The following is a 21105-nucleotide window of genomic DNA, read 5'->3' as shown; positions in this document are numbered from 1 at the left end:
GCCGAATGCGCCGTCGACGAGCAGGGCCCAGACGTCGCCGAAGGTGACGTTCTGTGCGACGAGTTCTTCGATGTCGACGCCGCGGTAGCGCAGTGCGCCGCCGTCCTTGTCGGGTTCGGCGATGTCGGAGGTGAACGCGACGACACCTTCGAGACCGGAGACGAAATCCTCGGGAACGTGTTGAACAGCCATGGCCTGTGGACTCCCTCGTCGCGTTTGCGCCCGGCTCTGCGCCGCATCCGGGCGTACTGTGCCAGAACCATAGCGAGCATGTACGCGGGAGTAGCGTCTGGGTTCGTGTCTGCAGATGAACAGCGCCTGGCGCACATGCGGGTCGACTACGGCGAGCCCGACGACCTCGAGGTCGATGCTCTGGCCGGCGGGTGGTTCCCACTGGCACAGCAGTGGTTGGCCGACGCGGTAGCGGCAGATCTACCCGAGCCCAATGCCATCGTGTTGGGGACCGTCGACGAGGCAGGCAGACCCGCGACTCGCACCGTGCTGTGCAAGGGCCTCGACGCCGACGGCGTGGTCTTCTACACCAATTACGACTCGGACAAGGGCCGTGCGCTCGCGGTGAATCCCTACGCGTCGGTGACGTTCCCGTGGATCGCGAGTGCCCGGCAGCTCACCGTGCGGGGCTCGGTGGTCAAGGTCGACGCCGAGACCACCGAAACCTATTGGCGCACCAGGCCGCGCGGCTCCCAGCTGGGGGCATGGGCGTCCGAGCAGTCACGCGCTGTCGGCTCGCGGGAAGACCTGGTCGCCAAGCTGGCCGAGGTCACCGCAACGTTCGACGGTGTCGAGGTACCGGTACCGCCGAACTGGGGCGGCTTTCGCGTCGAGCCGGAGACGGTCGAATTCTGGCAGGGCCGAACCAGCCGTATGCACAACAGGATTCGCCTGACGGTGGCAAGTGGTGTGATCGAGCGTCTGCAGCCGTGAGCGGGTTGCGCGGCATTCTTGCCGATACGACACCGCTGAAGACTCCGGCCTACCGCCGGCTGTGGTTGGCGAACATCGTCACCGTCATCGGTGCTCAGCTCTCCATTGTTGCTGTGCCGCAACAGGTATTCCAGATCACGCTGAGCTCTGCCTATGTGGGGCTGACGGGTGTGTTCGCCCTGGTGCCGCTCATCGTGTTCGGTCTGTGGGGCGGCGCGCTGGCCGATGTGATGGACCGCCGCACCCTGCTGATGATCACCACGTGCGGTCTGATCGGAACATCTGCGCTGTTCTGGCTGCAGGCGTTTCTCGACCTGAACAACGTCTGGATCATCCTGGTGCTCTTGGCAGTTCAGCAGGCATTCTTCGCGGTGAATCAGCCGACCCGCAGCGCGATTCTGCCCAGGATTCTGCCTGCAGAACAGCTACCCGCTGCGAACTCTCTGAACATGACGGTGTTCAACTTCGGTGCGATCGCCGGCCCACTGAGTGCAGGCATCCTGATCTACTACATCGGGCTCGAGACCCTGTACCTGATCGACACCATCGCGCTGTTCGCAACGCTGTGGGCCGTGATCCGGCTGCCGGGAATTCCGCCGGCCAAGTCGGGTCAGCGAGCCGGATTGCGTTCGGTGTTCGACGGTTTTGCCTATCTCGCCACCCAGAAGGTGCTGCTGGCATCCTTCGTCGTCGACATCATTGCCATGGTGTTCGGTATGCCCAGGGCTCTCTTTCCACAGATTGCGCACGAGAGCTTCGGTGATCCGGCGTCGGGCGGGCCGGTGCTGGGCATGTTGTTCGCGGCCATGTCCGCCGGCGCGGTGGTGGGCGGAGTGTTCTCCGGCTGGCTTCCACGAGTGCGCAGGCAAGGCCTGGCGGTGCTGATCTGCATCGTCGTGTGGGGCGTGGCGATGATCGGGTTCGGCGTCGCCGTCGGCGCGGCCACCGACGGGGCGACCGCCGTTGCCCTGTGGTTGGCGCTGGCGTTCCTGGCTCTGGGCGGCGGGGCCGACATGATCTCGGCGGCGTTCCGCAGCACGATGCTGCAGACGGTTGCGACCGACGAGATGCGCGGCCGATTGCAAGGTGTCTTCATCGTCGTCGTCGCGGGAGGGCCTCGTATCGGCGACGTGCTGCACGGTGCCGCAGCCGCGTCGGTGGGGACGGCAGCCGCCGCGGCCGGCGGCGGCGTACTGGTCGTCATCGGTGTCTCGATCGCGGCGCTGGCTCTTCCGGCATTCATTCGCTATCGAGTGGGTGCCGTCGTCGGACCGAAGGTGGTAGACAATGACTCCCATGGCTGATGCACAGACCTACTCGTTGACGAGCGATAAGTATCGGGCAGACATCGCTGCCGTCGGAGCGGGCCTGCGAGTTCTCGAATACGACGGTGCCGCGCTCACCGAGACGTGGGCGGCGGGTTCGAAGCCGCCGCTGTCGGCGGGGCTGGTGTTGGCCCCGTGGCCCAACCGGACGGCCGACGGGACGTTCGCCTTCGAAGGCGTCGAACATCGGTTGGAGATCAGCGAGCCCTCGCGAAACAACTCCAGTCACGGTTTCGTCCGAAAGGTGGCGTGGACTCTCGTCGAACACACCGACAGTCGCGTCGAGCAGAGCGTGGACGTCGGGACGCACCAGGGATGGCCGTTCTCGTTGACGGTGACGGTGGTGCACGAGCTGTCGGCGGACGGTCTCACCGTGACCGCGTCCGCGAAGAACACCGGTGATTCGGCCGCGCCCTACGGGATGGGTTTCCACACCTACGTCCGAGTGGGGGATGTGCCGCTCGACGAGTGCACGCTCGAGCTCTCGGCCGGGACACGGCTACCGCTCGATCCGGTGCGCAATCTGCCCGTGGGCAATTCCGTTCCGACGGCCGATACCGAGTACGACTTCCGGGAGCCGCGCACGCTGCAGGGCGTGCAGCTGGACACCCCGTTCAGTGCGTCGCTGCCCGACGGCGACGGCCGTGCGAACCATGTTCTGCGTGGCCCCGACGGCGCTGCGACCGTGTTGTGGACCGACGCGAGCTTCGGCTGGGTGCAGGTGTTCACCGCCGATCCGGCCAACGATCAGGCCTATCCCGACCGAGGGCGGGCGTTGGCGATCGAACCGATGACGTGCCCACCCGATGCGTTGAACTCCGAGATCGATCTGGTCGTGCTCGAGCCGGGGCAAATTTGGTCGGGCACCTGGGGAATGAGGTACGAGAAGTGACGATTCTGGTGTGCGGCGAAGCTTTGGTCGACTTGGTCCCGGTGCACGAGGGGCCGCTGCTCTCGCCCAAGCTCGGCGGCGGACCGTTCAACGTCGCCGTCGCGATCGGTCGATTGGGTTCGCCCGTCGCGTATCTCTCACGGATATCGCGCGACCCCTTCGGCGAGCAGATCCTGGCGAGTCTGCGCGACGCAGGCGTCGACATCTCGTGGGTCCAGCGCGGCGACGAGCCGACCACCTTGGCGATGACCACTCTCGCCGAGGACGGCAGCGCCGAGTACTCGTTCTATGCCGACGGCACCGCCGATCGGCTCGTGGCCGATCCCGGCGATCTCCCGGACGAGATCAGTGTTCTCTCGTTCGGCACGTTGTCGTTGCTCTACGAGCCCGGTGCGTCGATGTACGCGGGATTGCTGCACCGGGCGCGGGCGGCGGGCAAGCTCACGATGCTCGACCCCAACATTCGCCCGGCCGCCATCGACAGCACCAGCGGCGACATCACCGCCGACGGTTTCCGTGACCGCTTCCGCTCGTGGTTGCCCAGCATCGACATCCTCAAGGTGTCCGAGGACGACTCGTACTGGTTGGGGCTGGGAACGCAGGGGACAACCGTCGACGACTGGCTCGCGGCCGGGGTCACCGCTGTGGTCATGACCCGCGGCGGCGACGGCATCTCGGTATTCACCGCAGCCGACGAAATCTCGGTGCCGGGTGTGGCCGTCGATGTCGTCGACACGATCGGCGCTGGTGACACCGTGCACGGGGCTCTGCTGAGCTTTTTGCAGAAGGAGACCATTATCACATCGAACGCGGTGAAAGCGATGAGCAAGCAAGATTGGCAACAAGCGCTCGAGTTCGCCGCGAAGGCAGCGGCAATCACGGTTTCGCGCCCCGGTGCCGACCCTCCCTGGGCGTCCGAGGCGTCGAGAGACTAGTTTCACTATCGACGTAAGAACTGTCCGCTTCAAGTACGTGTCCGTTACACGAGTTCGAGAGGGACCATTCGTGCCCGCTGAGAATGACGCCAAAGCCACCCTCACCTATCCCGGTGGCGAATACTCCATGTCGATTGCCGAGGCTTCCGAAGGCAACAACGGCATCGAGCTGGGAAAGTTGCTGGCCACCACCGGCTATACGACATTGGACGGCGGGTTCGTCAACACCGCATCGACCAAGTCGGCCATCACGTACATCGACGGTGACGCAGGCATCCTGCGCTACCGCGGATACCCGATCGAACAACTTGCGGGCAAGTCGTCGTTCATCGAGGTCAGCTACCTGCTGATCTACGGGGAGCTGCCGTCCGCAGATCAGCTCGAGACGTTCACCGACAAGATCCGTCGACACACCCTGCTGCACGAGGACCTCAAGCGGTTCTTCGACGGCTTCCCGCGCAACGCTCACCCGATGCCGGTGCTGTCGAGCGCAGTCAACGCGCTGTCGGCGTACTACCAGGATTCCCTGGACCCCAACGATCCGGCACAGGTCGAGCTGTCGACTATCCGCTTGCTGGCCAAGCTGCCGACGATCGCGGCATACGCCTACAAGAAGTCCGTCGGCCAGCCGTTCCTGTACCCGGACAACTCCAAGAGCCTGGTCGAGAACTTCCTGCGCCTGACGTTCGGCTTCCCGGCCGAGCCGTACGAGGTCGATCCCGAGATCGTCAAGGCACTCGACATGCTGCTCATCCTGCATGCCGACCACGAGCAGAACTGCTCCACCTCGACGGTGCGCCTCGTCGGATCCTCGCAGGCCAACCTGTTCACCTCGATCTCCGGCGGCATCAACGCGCTGTGGGGCCCGCTGCACGGCGGAGCCAACCAGGCCGTGCTCGAGATGCTCGACAAGATCAAGGCCGAGGGCGGCGACGCCACGGACTTCCTGCGTCGAGTGAAGAACAAGGAAGACGGCGTCAAGCTCATGGGCTTCGGACACCGTGTGTACAAGAACTTCGATCCGCGCGCGACGCTGGTCAAAGAAACTGCGCACACGATCCTCGGCAAGCTGGGCAACGGCGACGAACTGCTCGAGATCGCCCTCAAGCTCGAAGAGACCGCTCTCACCGACGATTACTTCGTCGAGCGCAAGCTTTACCCCAACGTGGACTTCTACACCGGCCTGATCTACCGCGCGATGGGCTTCCCGCCGCGCATGTTCACGGTGTTGTTCGCAATGGGCCGTCTCCCCGGCTGGATCGCGCACTGGCGCGAGCAGAACGAGGACACGACCGGCAAGATCGGCCGTCCGCGCCAGATCTACACCGGCTACACCGAGCGCGACTACCAGGACGTCAGCTCCCGCTAGCTCCCGCTGTACAAGAATGCCGCCGACTCCTTCGGGAGTCGGCGGCATTGCTGTATCCCCGTGCCGAACTCGAAGTCATGGACGCGATGCGGCCGAATTCCGTCCCTTACTTCGAGTTCGCGACACCGTCAGGCGTCGAAGTGCCTGCGGTTCTTCAAGACCGGCAGCGTCTTTCGCACGGCGTCGACCATGGCGGTATCGATGTCGATCGTCAGCATGCCGGGCGTCGCGTCCAGTTGCCCGAGAATCTCGCCGGTGGGGGAGCAGACGATGCTGTGCCCCACGCCCAATGGTGCATTTCCCTCGGCGGCAGCGGGTTCGGCCTGATCGCAGGCTGCGATGAACGTCGTCGAATCCAAGGCGCGTGCGCGAGCGAGCAGGGTCCATTGGTCGACTTTGCCGTCACCCGATCCCCACGATGCCGGAACAACGACGAGTTCCGCGCCGAGATCCCCGAGTTTCTGGAACAGCGAGGGGAATCGGATGTCGTAGCAGGTGGCGAAGCCAACCCGAACTCCGGCGATATCGACCACGAGAGGGTCCGAACCCGGTGCGACGGTGTCGGATTCGGCGAATCCGAACGCGTCGAACAGGTGAATCTTGTCGTAGCTCGCATCGATGCCGGGGCCGGTGACGAGCAGTGTGTTGGTCACTCGGTCATCCGCGGCGGGGGTGAACATCCCCGCGACGACGGTGATGCCGGCATCGGACGCGATGGAGCGCACCGCCTCGGCCCATTCGCCGTCGAGAGGCTGTGCGAACTTTCGGATGGGTCCGCCGAAGCAGCGCATCGTCGCCTCGGGAAACACGACGACGTCCGATCCGGCATGTGCGGCGGCACGAGCATGAGTGTCGATGAGTTCGAGGTTCTCGGAGGGGTGTTCGCCGCTGGTGATCTGGGCGAGGCTGATGCGAATGGACGAGCTCACGGTGTGACTCCTGGTTTCGTCGGAGGAAGACAGGTATACATATCGTATGCAGCCGCTGTCGGGGAGGGAGAAGGCGTATCTGTTCGTGCGCGATCAGGTGCTGTCGTCACCGGCCGCCACCGGCACTTTTCTCAACGAGCAGGAGCTCGCAACGCGAATCGGTGTATCGCGCACGCCGGTTCGTGAAGCGCTGCTGATGTTGCAGTCCGAGGGTCTGGTCGAGATGGTGCCCAAGCGCGGTGCGCACGTGCCGGCGATGTCCGGACGGCAGATCGCCGAACTGATGGATCTGCGCGGTGTCCTCGAACGGCACGCAGCCACCCGTGCGCTGCGCGCCGGGGACGCTCCGATCGCGGCGATGCAGCATGCGCTCGAGCAGCAGGAATTGCTGATGAACTCCGACAGTGCGGATGCGCCGAAGGAGTTCATCGACTGGGACGGCACGTTTCACCAGAGTCTGATCGATTCGGCTGGAAGCGATCTGCTCTCTCGTACGTATGCCGGCCTGCGAGCGCGCCAGCTTCGCGTGGGGTTGAGTGCGTTGTTCACCGCGGCCAACCGGCAGCATCGGGTGTGCGCCGAGCACCAGGCCATCATCGACGCACTGGGTGCGGGCGATGAGGGCCTGGTGCACGAGAAGATCGACGCTCACCTCGAGGTCACACTTCAGACTCTGCTGCGCGCGTAGCCTTTTCGTTCTCCTGGTTCAGGAGCACGTAGTGCTCGTCCTCGGTGGGGTCGGGGTTGCGCCCGAGTGCGAGGCCGACGAGTGTGACGGCACCGACGATCACGATGTATCCGGCGATCGGTACCCAACTGTCCGTCTTGTCCAACAGGTACACGAAGATCAGCGGTGCCATCGCTCCGCCGAACACTCCGGCGATCGTGTACGCCAACGAGCTACCGGTGGAGCGCAATCGCACGCTGAACTGCTCGGTGACGAATGCTGCCTGTGGCCCGTACATGAACGAGTGGAACGCCAGGCCCACAACCACACCCAGGATCAGCAGCGGTAGAGATCCTCCGCCGATGACGAGGAAGAAGAGTGCGCTCCAGGCAACACCGCCGACCGCGGCGACGCCGTAGACGAGGCGCCGGTTGATGCGGTCGGACACCGCTCCGGCGAGCGGGATCAGGCCGAGCTGGCACGCCGATCCGATCAGGATGGCCGTAAGCACCTCGCTGCGTTCGAAGCCCAGTTTCTGCGTGCCGTAGGTGATGGAGAAGACCGTGAACAGTGCGTAGATGACGTCGGGTGCGACACGAGACATGATGCCTGCCACCAGTGGTCGCAGTTCGGTCTTGAACACTTCACTGATCGGAGCTTCGGAGCGATCGCCGCTCTCCTGAAGTGCTTTGAACACCGGGGTGTCCTCGAGCTTCAGTCGGATCCACAAACCGAACCCGACGAGTACGGCCGAGAAGAGGAATGCAACACGCCATCCCCAGGACTCGAACTGCTGGTCGGTCAACGACAGCGTCAAGATTGCAAGTGCGCCGTTGGCGAGCAGGTTACCCGCCGGTGGCCCGATCTGCGCGGCGGACGACCAGAAGCCCCGCTTACGGGGATCACCGTATTCACTGGAGAGCAGAACGGCTCCGCCCCACTCGCCGCCGACGGCAACGCCCTGGCAGAACCGCATGGTGACGAGGATGATCGGGGCGGCGATGCCGATGGTGTCGTAGCCGGGGATCAAGCCGATGGCGAACGTCGTGACGCCGATCAGCATCAGGGTGATGACGAGAAGCTGCTTTCGGCCGATGACGTCGCCGAGTCGCCCGAAGACGAATCCACCGACCGGACGGGCGATGTACCCGACGGCGTACGTCGAGAAGGCCAGCAAAGTCCCGGTCAGTGGGTCGCTGTCCGGGAAGAAGACCAACGGGAACACCAGCGCTGCGGCGGCCGAGTAGACGGCGAAGTCGTACCACTCCAATGCCGTTCCGGTCAGGCTGGCGGCAAAGGCCTTGGCCAGGCCCTTTCTATCCACCGAAACTGGTTCGGTCATGACGACTCCTTCGTGTGCCTGGGATCACTCTATCCGTTGTACGTGCTCCATACTTGCTGTATACAAGACGTATGCGCAAGGCTTTGGGCGTATCGGAAACAGAAAATTTACGAGGAGAGGGTCCTTACTGATGCTCACATTCACGTTGCCCGACGGCACGACCGAGTCGGTAGAAGTGACCGCACTGCTCAATGCGGGCTATGCCGGTCGCAACCAAGAGGAGGTGGCGTCGCATATCGCCGAGCTGGCCGAACTGGGCGTGCCGGCTCCGACGGTGACCCCGGCGCTGTATCCCATCTCGCCGTACCTGGCGCAGCAGACCGATGCCGTTGCCGTCCAACATGGTCGCACCTCGGGTGAGGCGGAATGGGCTCTGGTGATCCTGGGCGACACGATCGACGACGTGCTGCTCACGGTGGCATGCGATCACACCGATCGTGACCTGGAAGTTCACAGCGTCGCGTGGAGCAAGAACGCGGCTCCCGACGTGCTCGGCACCGGTGCATGGCGGTTGAGCGAGGTGGCCGACCGACTGGACGACATCACCCTGACCGGCTGGGCCGATGGAGTGCTCATCCAGTCGGGAACGCTCGGTGATCTTCTCGCTCCGCAGTACTGGCTGGACGTGCTCACCGAACGTGGACTGTTCTCGCGTGGAACGGTATTGATCTCGGGCACCATCTCGATGCACCACGGGGTGAATCAGTTCTCCGACGCCTGGAAGGTGGAGATGGGCGACCCCGCAACCGGCAACACGTTGACCTGCGAATACAAGACGAATTTGATGCCAGCTCCAATTGGCTGACCGTCACGACGTAAAGTCGAAGCGGAATATGCCCAGAGCTTCACAGCCGGCGTCGGCGGGCCGGCATCAACCGCAGGAGACTTCAGTGACGAAGCCAGTGATCGAATTTCAGGCCGGACCGGCACCATTGGACCTGGTGACGGTCGACCTCGTCGAGGGTGACGGCGCAGAGGCAGTTGCAGGCGGCACCGTCGAGGTGCACTACGTCGGCGTCGAGTTCGATTCGGGCGAGGAGTTCGACTCGTCCTGGAACCGCGGCGAATCCATCCAGTTCCCGTTGCGCGGATTGATTCAGGGTTGGCAGGACGGCATCCCCGGAATGAAGGTCGGCGGACGCCGTCAGCTCACCATTCCGCCGGAGCTCGCCTACGGCCCAGCCGGCGCAGGTCACCGCCTGTCCGGCAAGACGCTCGTGTTCGTCATCGACCTGCTCGACGTCAAGTAACTGCAGGTCGAGTAACTGAGCGTCGCACCCGCTCGGCTTCGCGGGTTGCCGAGGCATTCGCCGTTCCGCCTCGGGAACCCGCGAGCTTTGCCTGAATGTGTTCGGCCACGGTCACCGGTCGGTACCGGGGCACTGCGCCGGCCTCGATGCACGACGCCAATGGCGCGATTACTGCATCGAGGTTGCCGTCGTGGAAGAAGGCAGCAGAACGCCTGCGCTGGATCGTCCCGCCCGATACCGGTGGCCGCACGCGATGCAGAGTCGACATCCACCGATCGTTGGTCAGCCGGGCTGTCAGATCACCCAGATTCACCAACATCGCGCCCTCGGCAGGCTGCACGTCGTGCCACAGTCGGTCGGTGCCGAGGACCTGTAGGCCGGGTACCCGATCGGCCCAGAGCACCGTCACCAATCCGTAATCGGTGTGCTCGCTCATCCCGGTGAGTTCGCGCTCCGGTACCTCGGTGCCCGGATCGAGCGCGTAGTTGTTCATTCGCAGCGTGTCCAGTGACCGATCGGTGATGCGTGAGAACAGGTTCGGCGATTCCCCGAGGGCGTCGGCGAACACCCCGGTCAGCGTCCGGGCCACGCGGGCAGCTTCGGCGAAATACAGTTCGACGGCGTTCCGGAACCCGGCCGACTCGGGCCAGGTGTTCGGCTCACCGGTGCCGACGTTGAATGCCTCGAAGTAGTCGTTCATGCCCGATGCCGAATCGAGCCCAAGGCTCAGGCTCAGCGTTTCGCTCTTCGGTGCGGTGTAGCCGCGGTTGAGCTCGGGCGGGCAGATGTAGGCCGATTTCTGCGCTGGGTCGAGTCCGAAGAACGAATCCATCGCCGCTGCGAGCCCGGCAACGATCTCGTCTCGGATGCCGTGTCCCACGATCTGCATGAAACCGACTGTGCTGCATGCATGGTCGACTTTCGATGCCACTCCTCGGCGCGCGGTCGCGTCGGCGTCCGGGGAGCGATCACCCAGGACGTACGGCGAGATGTCGATGATGGGAACGGTGAAATCCGATGACGAGTGCACGAGTCCATCCTCCTCGCATCGGTCGATCCCGCGGGTTTCCCCCGAGTAACGAATGCGGCAACCTAGCGAATCTGCAACTCCATCACCAGGCGCGCGCCGCCCAGTGGACTGTCGGTGAAGTAGACACGGCCACCGTGCAATTCGGCCTGCTGTGCAACCAGTGCCAGGCCGAGTCCCGAGCCACCCTTCGCTGCCCTGGTGCCGCGCTCGAAGCGACCGAACACCGATTCGCGTTCTTCGAGGGGAACACCGGATCCGTTGTCGTCGATCAGAACGCGCACCGTCGTGTCCACCCGTTCGGCGGTGATGACGATCGTGGTTGCGTTGCCGTGCCGGACGGCATTGCCGATCACGTTGTCGACGGCCAACCGCAGACCGGTCGGTAGTGCGCGCATCGTGATCTCGGAATCGGGAGCGGACTCCACGCGGATGTCGAGCTCGGGGTGCAGTCTCTGCGCGTCCTGGGCTGCGACGTCGCAGATGTCGATGATGTCGGTCTCGACTCTGTCACCCTCACTGGATAGTTCACCCGACGCGAGTCGTTCCAGAGCGGTCAGCGTCGTCTCCACCCGTCCCTGCGTTCGCTCGAGATCACCCAGAATCTCCCGCTGCTGTGCGGGTTCGAGGTCGAGGGTTCGTAGGACCTCGATGTCGGTGCGCATCGCCGTCAGTGGGGTGCGCAGTTCGTGTGCGGAGACGGCCGCGAAGTCGCGTGCGGTGTCGAGGGCGGCATTGGTGCGGTCCTGTGCCTCGTTGAGTCTGGTCAGCATGCCCCCGATCGCGACTGCGAGTGCGTCGGCCTCGGTGACGCCGGTGCGGGTCTCGGGAGCGGTCGGTGGCTGAGCGCTGACCTGCCGGGTCAGCGTCACCAGCGGTCTGACGGCTCGCCCGCCGAACAGCCAGCCCAGGCCGGTGGACACGGCGATCGCAACCAGCCCCAGCATCAGTACCTGTTTTTGTTGCTCGTCGGTCACCTGTTGCGCCTCGAGGGCCGGCACTCCGATCGAAATGGAGATGGTGGACACGACGGTCGATACTGCCGTGTAGACGCGGAACCGTTGGCCGTCGACGTCGACGGTCTGCGATCCGGTGTCCAGCGCGGGCAGCCGCGTCGGTGTGGATGCGACCACGATGTCACCGCTGCGAATGGTGACGGCGAATGCTCCGGAGAGTTGATCGATGAAGGCCTCCAACGTCGACGAATTCGGGACCAGCACCTGGGACGCTGTCGTCAGTCGCTCGTCGAGCTGATTGACGTTGTTGCGGGAGATGGCGACCGAGGTGACCACCGCGAGTGCGGCGACCACGAGGGTGGCGCCGAGGGCCGTGGCGGCAGCGACGCGGGCGCGCAGCGAGAAGCTCATGCGGCGTCTCGGACGACGAATCCGACGCCGCGGACGGTGTGCAGGATGCGCGGAGACCCATCGGATTCGAGTTTGCGACGCAGATAGCCGACGAACACGTCGACGACGTTGGTGTCGGCGACGAAGTCGTAGCCCCACACCAGTTCGAGCAATCGCTCACGCGTGAGGACCACGCCCTTGTTCCGAGCCAGAATTGCCAGCAGCTCGAATTCCCGCTTGGTCAGGTCGATGTCGACTCCGCCGCGATGCACGCGATAACCGGGGATGTCGACCACGAGGCTCCCGATGGCCACCGCCGAGTTCGGTACACCCGAATCTGCTGCCGGCACAACTGGATTGGTGCCGCGCCGGCGCAGCATTGCCCGGATCCTCGCAACGAGTTCGGCCAGCACGAACGGCTTGGTGAGGTAGTCGTCGGCACCGGATTCGAGCCCGGCGATGCGATCGTCCACCGAGCTACGGGCACTGAGCACACAGATCGGGATGTCGTTTCCCATCGCACGCAACGCGGTCACAACGCTGGCTCCGTCGAGTACCGGCATGTTGATGTCCAGCACGATCGCGTCGGGCGTGGATCTGGAGACCACGCCGAGTGCCTCCGCTCCGTCCGATGCGGTGATGACGGTGAACCCCGACAGGCGCAGTCCACGTTGCAGTGAGGACAGCACGTCGGCGTCGTCATCGACGACGAGGACGGTGGCGGGGGAACTCGACGATTCGGTCACGCGTCCATTGTGACGGTTCAGGCAACCCAGCTGTCGACGGTGGTTCGGCGTTCCTCGGGCGTCTTGGCGAAGAACTCCTCGAGCGCACTGCGGCGGCCGGTGTCGGCATCGAGTGACCAGGCGAGTGCCGGAGCCTTGGCGTAGAGCTGCTCGTAGTACTTCTCGAAGGTGCAGGTGCTGTTCACCAGGGAAAGAGCGCCGGGGAAGGGGCGGGTGTTCGTCATGATGTTCTCCTTTTCTCTTCTGTGTTTCCCAAGGTAGAGGCCCATGTTGCGGCCTTGGTGAGTCGTCGTTGGCGATTCTCTGAGAATTGCGCGGGGCGAGGGTGCGGGTTGCACTCCGGACGGTTGGGTAAGACTGGAACCATGTCGCTCGTATGGTTTCGCCGTGACCTCCGTCTGGGGGATCTGCCCACACTCACCGCCGCCGCCGAGTCCGGAGATCCGGTACTCGGGTTGTTCGTGCTCGACGACCGCTTACTGAAGCCCTCCGGCGGGCCGCGCAAGGACTTCCTGTTCCGTTCGCTCGAGGCTCTGAACGAGCAGCTCGACGGCAGGTTGATGGTGGTGCACGGTGACCCCGAGACGGTGGTCCCGAAGGTGGCGAAGGCGATCGACTCCGAGGACGTCCACATCAGTGCCGACTACGGCCCGTACGGCCGCGATCGAGACAAGCGTGTGGGCGAGAAGGTGAATCTGGTCGAGACCGGCTCCCCGTATGCGGTCGCCCCCGGGCGGATCCTCAAGAACGACGGCGAGCCGTACAAGGTGTTCACCCCGTACTCGCGCCAGTGGCTGGAACACGGCTGGCGCGGACCTGCCGATACGTCCGCCGCCAGTGCGACGTGGATCGACCCGGACGAGGTCAAAGGTGTTCGGCGCGTGAAGATTCCTTCCGAGAAGGAAGCGTCCGACGCGGCAGCGGGAGAGGCGGCCGCGTCGAAGCAGTGGAAGGAATTTCTCGACGAGGTTGCTGCGTACGACGACGAGCGCAATCGTCCCGACCTGGATTCGACGAGCCGAATGTCGGTACATCTGAAGTACGGAACCATTCACCCGCGGACGATGTTGGCCGACCTCGGCAAACTACGCAGCGAAGGGTCCGCGTCGTACCGTCGGCAGATCTGCTGGCGAGACTTCTATGCAGACATACTCTTTCAGCGTCCCGACAGTGCGCGTGAGAACTACGTCAAGAAGTTCGACAAGATCGAACTCGACTCGGGTAAGCACGCCGACGAGTTGTTCGAGGCCTGGTGCAAGGGTGAGACCGGCTTCCCGATCGTCGATGCCGGTATGCGGCAGTTGAACTCGGAGAAGTGGATGCACAACCGGGTCCGCATGATCGTCGCGTCGTTCCTCGTCAAGGATCTGCACCTGCCGTGGTGGCGGGGTGCGCGCTACTTCATGCAGCATCTCGTCGACGGCGATCTGGCCAGCAACCAGCACGGCTGGCAGTGGACCGCGGGAACCGGTACCGACGCCTCGCCGTACTTCCGTGTGTTCAACCCCATCACCCAGGGCGAGAAATTCGACCCTACCGGCGACTATGTTCGACGCTGGGTGCCGGAGCTGCGCGGTGAAGAAGGAAAAGCAGTGCACACGTTGAAGTTCGGTCGACCCAAGGGCTACGCGGAGCCGATCGTCGACCACAAGCACGAGCGTGAAGTGGCGATCGCACGGTTCAAGGCGCTGTAGCGGCTGCTATTTCCTGCGGGACAACCCGACTCCCACCAGGCAGATCACTCCGCCCACCACGGCGAGGTAGTGCGGGACTTCGCCCAACAAGAGCCAGGCGAGAGTGATGGTGATCGGCGGCACGGCGTACGTGGTGATGCCGAGCTTGCCTGCGTTCATTCTCGTCAACGCATAGGCCCACGTGCTGAAGGCCAGTGCGGTCGGGACCAGGCCGAGGTAGATCAGTCCGCCGGTGGCACCGGTCGAGGCGGTCGACAGGTCGTCGAGCAGTACGGGTGCGAAGGGCAGCGTGCACACCGCGCCGATGGTGCATGCCATCCACGTGACCTGAAGTCCGGGGATCGTCCGTAGCACCGGCTTCTGGCTGAGTACTCCGATCGCGTAGGTCACTGCGGACACCAGACACAGTGCGATGCCGAGGAAGTCGGCGTCTGTCTTGGTGGTCGCGGTGGTGGTGACGGCGGTGACGACACCGACCATGACGGCCCCGGCGAACGCGATGCCTGCACCGATCACCAACCACCTCGGAAAGCCCTCGCCCAGAAGTAGACCCGCGAACAGGGCGACCAGAATCGGCCCGATCTGAATGATCATCGACGTCGTCCCGGCGTCGACGCGCTGTTCGGCGGCATTGAGGGAGACGTTGTAGATGCCGAACCAGAAGACGCCGATGCTGATGATCTGCAGCCACTGTGTCCGATTCGGCTTGACCCACCTTCTCTTGACGAGAACTATCGCGCCGAGTGCGAACGAGCCGATGAGTAGCCGGCCCAATGCCAGCGGGCCGGCACCGAACGACTCGCCGACGCCGCGAATCGCCACGAAGGCCGAGGCCCACGAGACCACCGTGACGATGACCGCACCGAGGGCGAGCCAGTCGACGGCAGGACGGGTGTCGAGATCTGTCATGTCGATGACGCTATCGCGCGGGACATCCCTGTGGCGCGCGGGTTTCGGCCATGGTTGCTCGTATTACCGCCGTCTATCTGCCGAGCAGCTTCTCCAGTGCATCGAGGACGGCCGGATCCTCGATGGTCGACGGCACGCCGTACTCCTCGCCTGCGACGATCTGGCGCATCGTCTTCCGCAGGATCTTGCCCGATCGGGTCTTCGGCAGCGCTCCGACGATCGTCACGTCGCGGAACGTCGCAAGGGCACCGATCTGATCGCGCACCATGGCGACCAGTTCGGTACGCAGCTGCTCCTCGGTGATGTTCTCCCCGGCTTTGAGTACTACGTAACCGCTGGGGCGCTGGCCTTTCAGGTCGTCGTGGATACCGATGACGGCGCATTCGGCGACGGCGGGGTGGCCGGCGAGCACCGCCTCCATCGACCCGGTCGACAGGCGATGCCCTGCAACGTTGATGACGTCGTCGCTGCGCCCGAGTACGTAGACGTAGCCGTCAGCATCGATGTAGCCGGAATCGCCGGTGAGGTAGTAGCCGGGGAACGTATCGAGATACGAACGCTGGAACCGTGATTCGTCGTTCCACAGACCTACCAGTGCGCCCGGCGGCAGTGGCAGCTGCACGACGATGTTGCCCTCGGTGCCTGCGTCCACCGGATTGCCCGACGCGTCGAGGATGCCGACCTGGAAGCCGGGTACCGGTACGGTCGGCGATCCGGATTTGATCGGAAGTGGCTCCAGGCCCCGAAGATTGGCGCAGATCGCCCACCCGGTTTCGGTCTGCCACCAGTGGTCGACGACCGGACGATCGAGCGTGCGCGAAATCCACTCGTAGGTATCGGGATCCAGGCGTTCGCCGGCGACGAACAAGGTCTCCAGAGACGAGACGTCGTACTTCTCGAGCTCGGCGGCGTGGGGATCGACCTTGCGGATGGCGCGGAGCGCAGTCGGTGCGGTGAACAGGGCGCGGACACCGTGATCCTGGATCACCCGCCAGAATGCGCCGGCATCGGGAGTGCCGACGGGCTTGCCCTCGTACAGAACCGTTGTGGCACCGGCGAACAGGGGTGCGTAGACGATGTACGAATGTCCGACGACCCAGCCGACATCGGACGCCGTCCACATCACCTGGCCGGGCCCCACGTCGTAGATGTTGCGCATCGACCACGTCAACGCGACCGCATGGCCGCCGTTGTCGCGCACCACGCCCTTGGGCTTACCCGTCGTTCCTGAGGTGTAGAGGATGTACAGCGGATCGGTGGCCAGCACCGAAACCGGTTGTGCGGCAGTGGCGTCGGCGATGAGGGTGTCCCAGTCCAACCAGTCGTGGCTGCCGGGGATTCCTTCGCGCGTTTTGACGATCACCGCCGGTACCTTCGCAGTCGTCAGCGTCAGGGCGCGCTGCACCAGCGGGAGATATTCGATGACGCGACCCGGCTCGAACCCGCCACTGGCGGTGATCAGCAGTGTCGGTTCGGCGTCGTCGATGCGCGCTGCGAGCTCCTTGGCCGCGAATCCGCCGAACACCACCGAATGCACCGCGCCGAGTCGAGCGCACGCGAGCATCGCGACGACGGCCTCGGGGATCATCGGGAGGTAGATCACCACGCGGTCGCCCGGGCCGACGCCCTGTTCGCGCAGCACACCGGCGAATCGAGCGACCTGGTCGAGAAGTTCGGCGTAGGTGTAGCTGCGGGTGAGTCCGAGCATGGCCGAGTCGTAGATCAACGCGGTCCGGTCGCCGTGCCCTGCCTCGACGTGCCGGTCCAGGGCATTGAAGCAGGTGTTCAGACGGGCCCCGGGAAACCAACGCGAGCCGTCGAACGCACTGGTGGGAGGGGTATCCCAATCGACTCCTGCTGCGGCTTCGAGCCAGAATTGCTCGCGGTTGTCGATACTGTCGTCGAACGCCTGCCGATACTCGCCACTCATGTTGTGGAGCGTAGTTCGGGGCTGCGTGGTGCGGGCCGGGTTGCGCACTACCGGCGACAACCGGCGGAATCCCGTCGACCGACGGTCGTTGCGTGCAATGGTGCCCATCGGCGTCGATATTGGTGGCTCAGCAGTCAAGATTGCGTCAACGCCTCTGCCGGAGCACTTCGCGGACGCCGTAGAACGCGGCGCTGGCTGAGAACATGCCGGCTACCAAGAGCAGCCACCGCATCAAGTACGGCTCCTGCGTCAGACCCGTGGCGGCCTCGTACGTCTGGCTTCCCTGGGAGAAGATGCCCGGCGCGAACAGCAGCAGGCTCAGACCTGCGCCGAGCGCAGGAATACGAACCGCGTTGACGAATCGGCCGAGTCGAGCAACCAGCGTCCGGTCGAGTAGGGCATACAGCGGAAACAGAATCGCGTCGTGCACAACGGCAGCGCCGACGAACCACAAGCCGATGGACTGCCACCAGACGTCGGTATTCCACAGTGCCGGAAAGCCGATCGTGAGTACGACAACCGCGCCCAGTGCGAGGCAGCAGGCCGTCACCGCCAGGTGCAGCGGGCCGGCGCCGTAACGCGTCCGAAAGGTACTCATGCGTTCTCCCCGAAGAATTCGACGGATTCGATCCACTTGGTGGCATGTACCCCGGGAATCGCCGGCATCATGATCCGAGCGGGATAACCATGATCGAGAGACAGGTTCGCCCCGTTCACTCGAAGGGCGAGCAGCGAGTCGGGATGCATCATCTGGTGTCCCCCGAAGGTGACTCGGTTGAACGACCCGGAAGGTTCGAGCGAACGCACCTCACCGGTGTCCACGGAATCGATTCCCGCGACTGCGGCGAGGTCTCGCAGCCGAACACCGGTCCACGTCTGAACCGTCGACCAGCCTTCGACGCAGGCGATCGGTAGATCGACGGTGTGCAGGTCCATCTGTTCGAGTTGGGCTCTGGTGAGCATGACCTCGGTCGCACCGGCACGTACGGTCAGCCGCCACGAATTGCCGGTCCGCGCCTCGTCGATGCCTGCGGCCTGGGCCGTGCGGTTGATCTGAAAATCATTGGGCCCGTTGCCGTAGGACCGTCCGCGGGGGAGGAGGATCGCCGCATCGCGAAGAAAGCCGCCCGTCGTCTGTCCGGCGCTGAGGACCGCCACGAACAGTGCGCTGCCGCCGACGAGCGTGAGTGCTCCGCGCCGGCTGATCGTCGCTGGAGCTGGATCGGTTGTGGCCAAACCTGATTCGTCGTCGGCGTCGGGTACCGTGTCGGCCACCCGAATGCGCATCAGTTCCAGGAACGGGCGGGTTCGCAGCGCCGTGACCATGGTCGGAAACTTCAGCACCACGTGGGCCAGGAATCCTGCAATGAACACCCAGGCACCCCAGTAGTGCGCGGTGTAGAAACTGAATCCGAAGAGGTAGTCGTACTGAATGTTCAGCACGCCGGTGATGATCTCGAAGAGAATACCGCCGACCAAGGCCAGCAACGATATCCGTTCGAGTAGGTGGGCAATGCTTCGAATCGGTGGCATCTCGATCAACTTCGGGATCACCGACCACAGCTTGGCCAAGACGATCGGCACCATGATCAGTCCGAGGCCCACGTGAAGGCCCTGGGTGAGTCGGTAGAACCAGACGGGTTCGGTCGGCCAACCGAACGACGGAAGCCGTAGCCATCCGACGTCACCCGGCATGGCTTGGCCGAACTGTGGACCGTAGGCGACCCAGGAGATGAGACCGGTGATCGTCACGATCGGCAGGACGACGAGCAGGACGGAGGCGAGGACCGACGTGAACCAGACGCCACGGATCGGGCTTCGGAACGTGGGAAGTCGTTGCATTCTGGTTCCCGTCTCCCATTTTGTACCCAGTAGTACAAACTGTGAGGTCGACCCTAGCGCACTCGGGGCCCGGTCGCCAGAGTTCGTCCGGTTGTCACGTCTCGGTGCGGCGTCGACGAACCGCGGCGACCGCAGCGTCGAGCGCGTCTCGGAGCGGTCGAACATCCCCCGCGATACGAGCAATGAGCATTCCGCCCTGAAGCGACGCGATCAGTGTGGCGGCAACAGCGGCCGGATCGGTTGCCACGTCCAGTTCCCCGCGGTCGACCATGCGGCGAAGCCCCTGCTCCAGCGGTTGCTCCCAGCGGCGAAACGCAGCATGAAGACTGGGGACGAACGCCGCGTCGTTCTTCAGTTCTGCGGCAAGCGAGCCGAGCGGGCACGAGAACGGCCCCCCGGGCTGCTCGTGGTTTCGGACGACCTCGGCGGCCCATGCGTCGATGTCGTCGAGGCTGTCGATGTTGGCCAGGCGTGGCTGAGCGGCGAGGACGCGTTCGAGTTGACGGGCGATCACCGCCTCGACCAGGTCCGACTTGTCGGAAAAGTAGTGGTAGAGCTGCGACTTTCCGGTTTCGGAGGCGGCAAGTACGTCGTCGAGTGTCGTACCGGCAACGCCGTGGGTGTACATCATCGATGCGGCCGCGTCGACGATTGCCGCTCTGGTTCGTCGGCCCTTTGCCGTTCTCGGTAGCTCCTTGCTCACAGGCCCTCGGTTCCTCGCTCGATGTTGTGAACAGCGAGTTCCATGAATACCCGACCGTTCGACTCGATGGTTCGCCGGACTTGTAGTCCCGCCGTTACCGCCAGCGCGTACAGCGCGCTCACGCCGACGCTGGCCCAGCTGAACCATTCGCCGATCGAGTCACCCGTCTCCCAACGGACGATTGTGCTCCGATCGTCGATCCCGAAGGCGGATTCGACGATGGCCGTACCCGTCTCGTGCAGCAGCGATCGAACCGTCCTCAGCAGTGCAGCCGGGTCGCCGCCGATGCCGATGTTGCCGTCCGCGAGCAGCACGTGCGACCACTGGCCCGCCCCGGGCAGCGCAGCGAAAATGTCCTGTTGCATCGCGCGCCCGCCCCTGTGGTTCGTCATCTCCACAGCAACCGACGAGGTGTCGACGCCCAGAGTGGGAACTCCGGCACGAGTGAGGGCCTCGGTCAAACGTCCCGGGCCGCAGCCGAGGTCGAGGGTCGGGCCCGAGCAGAAGGCGATCGACGCCTCGTCTGCCCGGATGTCCTGCGCTGTCGAATGCGCACCGCCCAGCCATCGCTCGATCGGCAGAGGGGTACGGCGGCCGTGGGAATCGGTGAGCCACGAGGGCAGGCCGGCACGGCCGCGGCGATAGACGTCGTCTGCGATCACTCGACTGAATGTACCAGTGGGTACAGTAGACGGCACCGTGAGAGGTGCGTCAAATTTCCCGTGGCTGCCGTCAAGATTGCGTCAACACCTCTGTTCGACGCCTCCGCGCGGCGCAAGACTGCTTCTCATGACACTTCTCGACATGCTTCCGTCTCTCGGTGCCGCCTACGTTGCGCGGTGCGATCCATCGCTGTGGCCCGCCGATACGCACTGTGTGTGTGGCCGAATCACCGTCGACGGCGTTGCGCTGGAGGATCTGGCCGATGCGCAGGGCACTCCGGTGCAGTGGGGCCGCATTCTGGTGACTCGGGTGCGCTCGGTCATCGCAGGCGAGGTGGGCGTCGATGCCGAGTTCGGTGATCTGCTGCAAGCCGTTGTGGTCAATCGGCATTCGGTGGGTCCGGTGGTCAAAGTCGACGTGCACAGCCCAGGGCGCAGTTGCGTCAGTCCGGTCGAGTTGCCCGCAGACCTCCGCGCAGGTGACGTGGTAGCGCTCGTGACCTCGCAGGTGCACGAAAACTCGTAGCAGGGGTCGGCGGGAGTGGAGCCTGCGGAACGACCTATTGGGGGCGCCCGCTCACATGCGGCGGAG

General features: G+C 64.4%; 23 protein-coding genes. 10 read left to right on the top strand and 13 right to left on the bottom strand.

Annotated elements, in window-relative coordinates; all coding sequences use genetic code 11:
* Positions 1–192: citrate/2-methylcitrate synthase (locus CH286_RS03755; RefSeq protein WP_303396142.1), on the bottom strand; the 192-nt coding region annotated here is incomplete at its 3' end.
* Positions 193–270: 78 nt separating this feature from the next.
* Here CH286_RS03755 and pdxH point away from each other — a divergent pair.
* The 5 genes from pdxH (at position 271) to CH286_RS03730 (ending at position 5466) form a co-directional block, all read left to right on the top strand.
* Positions 271–945: a pyridoxamine 5'-phosphate oxidase gene (pdxH, locus tag CH286_RS03750; protein ID WP_080734566.1), complete on the top strand. Its 675-nt coding sequence runs from the start codon at positions 271–273 to the stop codon at positions 943–945.
* Between the two features lie 5 nt (positions 946–950).
* Complete coding sequence (locus CH286_RS03745; RefSeq protein ID WP_176458127.1) at positions 951–2249, top strand: MFS transporter; 1299 nt, start codon at positions 951–953, stop codon at positions 2247–2249.
* On the top strand, positions 2233–3162 hold the full coding sequence (locus CH286_RS03740) for an aldose 1-epimerase family protein (RefSeq protein ID WP_094608355.1): 930 nt from the start codon (positions 2233–2235) through the stop codon (positions 3160–3162). The genes CH286_RS03745 and CH286_RS03740 overlap by 17 nt, the downstream gene beginning before the upstream one ends.
* The gene (locus CH286_RS03735; protein WP_032404392.1) at positions 3159–4097 is read left to right on the top strand and encodes a carbohydrate kinase family protein; all 939 of its coding nucleotides are present in this window, start codon (positions 3159–3161) and stop codon (positions 4095–4097) included. The genes CH286_RS03740 and CH286_RS03735 overlap by 4 nt, the downstream gene beginning before the upstream one ends.
* Before the next feature lie 70 nt (positions 4098–4167).
* Entirely contained in the window at positions 4168–5466 is a 1299-nt protein-coding gene (locus CH286_RS03730) for a citrate synthase (protein WP_032377399.1), read from the top strand.
* 128 nt (positions 5467–5594) lie between these two features.
* Here the strand turns inward: CH286_RS03730 and CH286_RS03725 are convergent, their stop codons facing one another.
* On the bottom strand, positions 5595–6395 hold the full coding sequence (locus tag CH286_RS03725) for a carbon-nitrogen hydrolase family protein (RefSeq protein WP_094608354.1): 801 nt from the start codon (positions 6393–6395) through the stop codon (positions 5595–5597).
* Between the two features lie 46 nt (positions 6396–6441).
* Between CH286_RS03725 and CH286_RS03720 the strand changes: the two genes are divergently transcribed.
* On the top strand, positions 6442–7083 hold the full coding sequence (locus CH286_RS03720) for a GntR family transcriptional regulator (RefSeq protein WP_032404390.1): 642 nt from the start codon (positions 6442–6444) through the stop codon (positions 7081–7083).
* Here CH286_RS03720 and CH286_RS03715 read toward each other — a convergent pair.
* Positions 7055–8404 carry an MFS transporter gene (locus CH286_RS03715; protein ID WP_037175552.1) on the bottom strand — a complete coding sequence of 450 codons (1350 nt, stop codon included), beginning with the start codon at positions 8402–8404 and terminating at the stop codon, positions 7055–7057. The two genes, CH286_RS03720 and CH286_RS03715, sit on opposite strands and share 29 nt — an antisense overlap.
* Before the next feature lie 130 nt (positions 8405–8534).
* On the opposite strand from CH286_RS03715, the gene CH286_RS03710 reads away from it, so the two are divergent.
* Positions 8535–9209, top strand: coding sequence for a DUF2848 domain-containing protein (locus CH286_RS03710; RefSeq protein WP_094608353.1), 675 nt, complete (start codon positions 8535–8537; stop codon positions 9207–9209).
* Between the two features lie 85 nt (positions 9210–9294).
* A complete protein-coding gene (locus CH286_RS03705) occupies positions 9295–9654 on the top strand; it encodes an FKBP-type peptidyl-prolyl cis-trans isomerase (protein WP_032377394.1) in 360 nt (119 codons plus the stop codon).
* On the opposite strand, the gene CH286_RS03700 is transcribed toward CH286_RS03705, so the two are convergent.
* The 4 genes from CH286_RS03700 to CH286_RS03685 all read right to left on the bottom strand — a co-directional run bounded on the left by CH286_RS03700 (position 9647) and on the right by CH286_RS03685 (position 12997).
* Positions 9647–10684, bottom strand: a complete 1038-nt coding sequence (locus CH286_RS03700; protein ID WP_094608352.1) for an isopenicillin N synthase family dioxygenase — start codon at positions 10682–10684, stop codon at positions 9647–9649. The two genes, CH286_RS03705 and CH286_RS03700, sit on opposite strands and share 8 nt — an antisense overlap.
* 62 nt (positions 10685–10746) lie before the next feature.
* A complete protein-coding gene (locus CH286_RS03695; protein WP_032404386.1) occupies positions 10747–12048 on the bottom strand; it encodes a sensor histidine kinase in 1302 nt (433 codons plus the stop codon).
* Positions 12045–12773, bottom strand: coding sequence for a response regulator transcription factor (locus CH286_RS03690; protein WP_032404385.1), 729 nt, complete (start codon positions 12771–12773; stop codon positions 12045–12047). Before CH286_RS03690 ends, CH286_RS03695 begins: the two co-directional genes overlap by 4 nt.
* 17 nt (positions 12774–12790) lie before the next feature.
* Positions 12791–12997, bottom strand: a complete 207-nt coding sequence (locus CH286_RS03685; protein ID WP_032378310.1) for a hypothetical protein — start codon at positions 12995–12997, stop codon at positions 12791–12793.
* Between the two features lie 141 nt (positions 12998–13138).
* On the opposite strand from CH286_RS03685, the gene CH286_RS03680 reads away from it, so the two are divergent.
* Positions 13139–14467, top strand: a complete 1329-nt coding sequence (locus CH286_RS03680) for a cryptochrome/photolyase family protein (RefSeq protein WP_094608351.1) — start codon at positions 13139–13141, stop codon at positions 14465–14467.
* A gap of 6 nt (positions 14468–14473) precedes the next feature.
* Here the strand turns inward: CH286_RS03680 and CH286_RS03675 are convergent, their stop codons facing one another.
* From CH286_RS03675 to CH286_RS03650, 6 genes are all read right to left on the bottom strand, one after another.
* The gene (locus CH286_RS03675; protein ID WP_094608350.1) at positions 14474–15376 is read right to left on the bottom strand and encodes a DMT family transporter; all 903 of its coding nucleotides are present in this window, start codon (positions 15374–15376) and stop codon (positions 14474–14476) included.
* Between the two features lie 73 nt (positions 15377–15449).
* Positions 15450–17306 carry a propionyl-CoA synthetase gene (locus CH286_RS03670; RefSeq protein WP_094608401.1) on the bottom strand — a complete coding sequence of 619 codons (1857 nt, stop codon included), beginning with the start codon at positions 17304–17306 and terminating at the stop codon, positions 15450–15452.
* A gap of 145 nt (positions 17307–17451) precedes the next feature.
* Positions 17452–17904, bottom strand: a complete 453-nt coding sequence (locus CH286_RS03665; protein WP_037155012.1) for a hypothetical protein — start codon at positions 17902–17904, stop codon at positions 17452–17454.
* Positions 17901–19148 carry a molybdopterin-dependent oxidoreductase gene (locus CH286_RS03660; RefSeq protein WP_037155015.1) on the bottom strand — a complete coding sequence of 416 codons (1248 nt, stop codon included), beginning with the start codon at positions 19146–19148 and terminating at the stop codon, positions 17901–17903. Before CH286_RS03660 ends, CH286_RS03665 begins: the two co-directional genes overlap by 4 nt.
* A gap of 94 nt (positions 19149–19242) precedes the next feature.
* On the bottom strand, positions 19243–19851 hold the full coding sequence (locus CH286_RS03655; protein WP_037155017.1) for a TetR/AcrR family transcriptional regulator: 609 nt from the start codon (positions 19849–19851) through the stop codon (positions 19243–19245).
* Positions 19848–20513 carry a class I SAM-dependent methyltransferase gene (locus CH286_RS03650; protein WP_037155019.1) on the bottom strand — a complete coding sequence of 222 codons (666 nt, stop codon included), beginning with the start codon at positions 20511–20513 and terminating at the stop codon, positions 19848–19850. The genes CH286_RS03655 and CH286_RS03650 overlap by 4 nt, the downstream gene beginning before the upstream one ends.
* Before the next feature lie 127 nt (positions 20514–20640).
* On the opposite strand from CH286_RS03650, the gene CH286_RS03645 reads away from it, so the two are divergent.
* Complete coding sequence (locus CH286_RS03645; protein ID WP_032377384.1) at positions 20641–21039, top strand: hypothetical protein; 399 nt, start codon at positions 20641–20643, stop codon at positions 21037–21039.
* The last annotated feature ends 66 nt before the right edge of the window (positions 21040–21105 follow it).

It is taken from the genome of Rhodococcus sp. WWJCD1, assembly GCF_002258735.1.
Taxonomy (GTDB): Bacteria; Actinomycetota; Actinomycetes; order Mycobacteriales; family Mycobacteriaceae; genus Rhodococcoides.
This window is presented reverse-complemented; position numbering and strand designations above follow the sequence as displayed.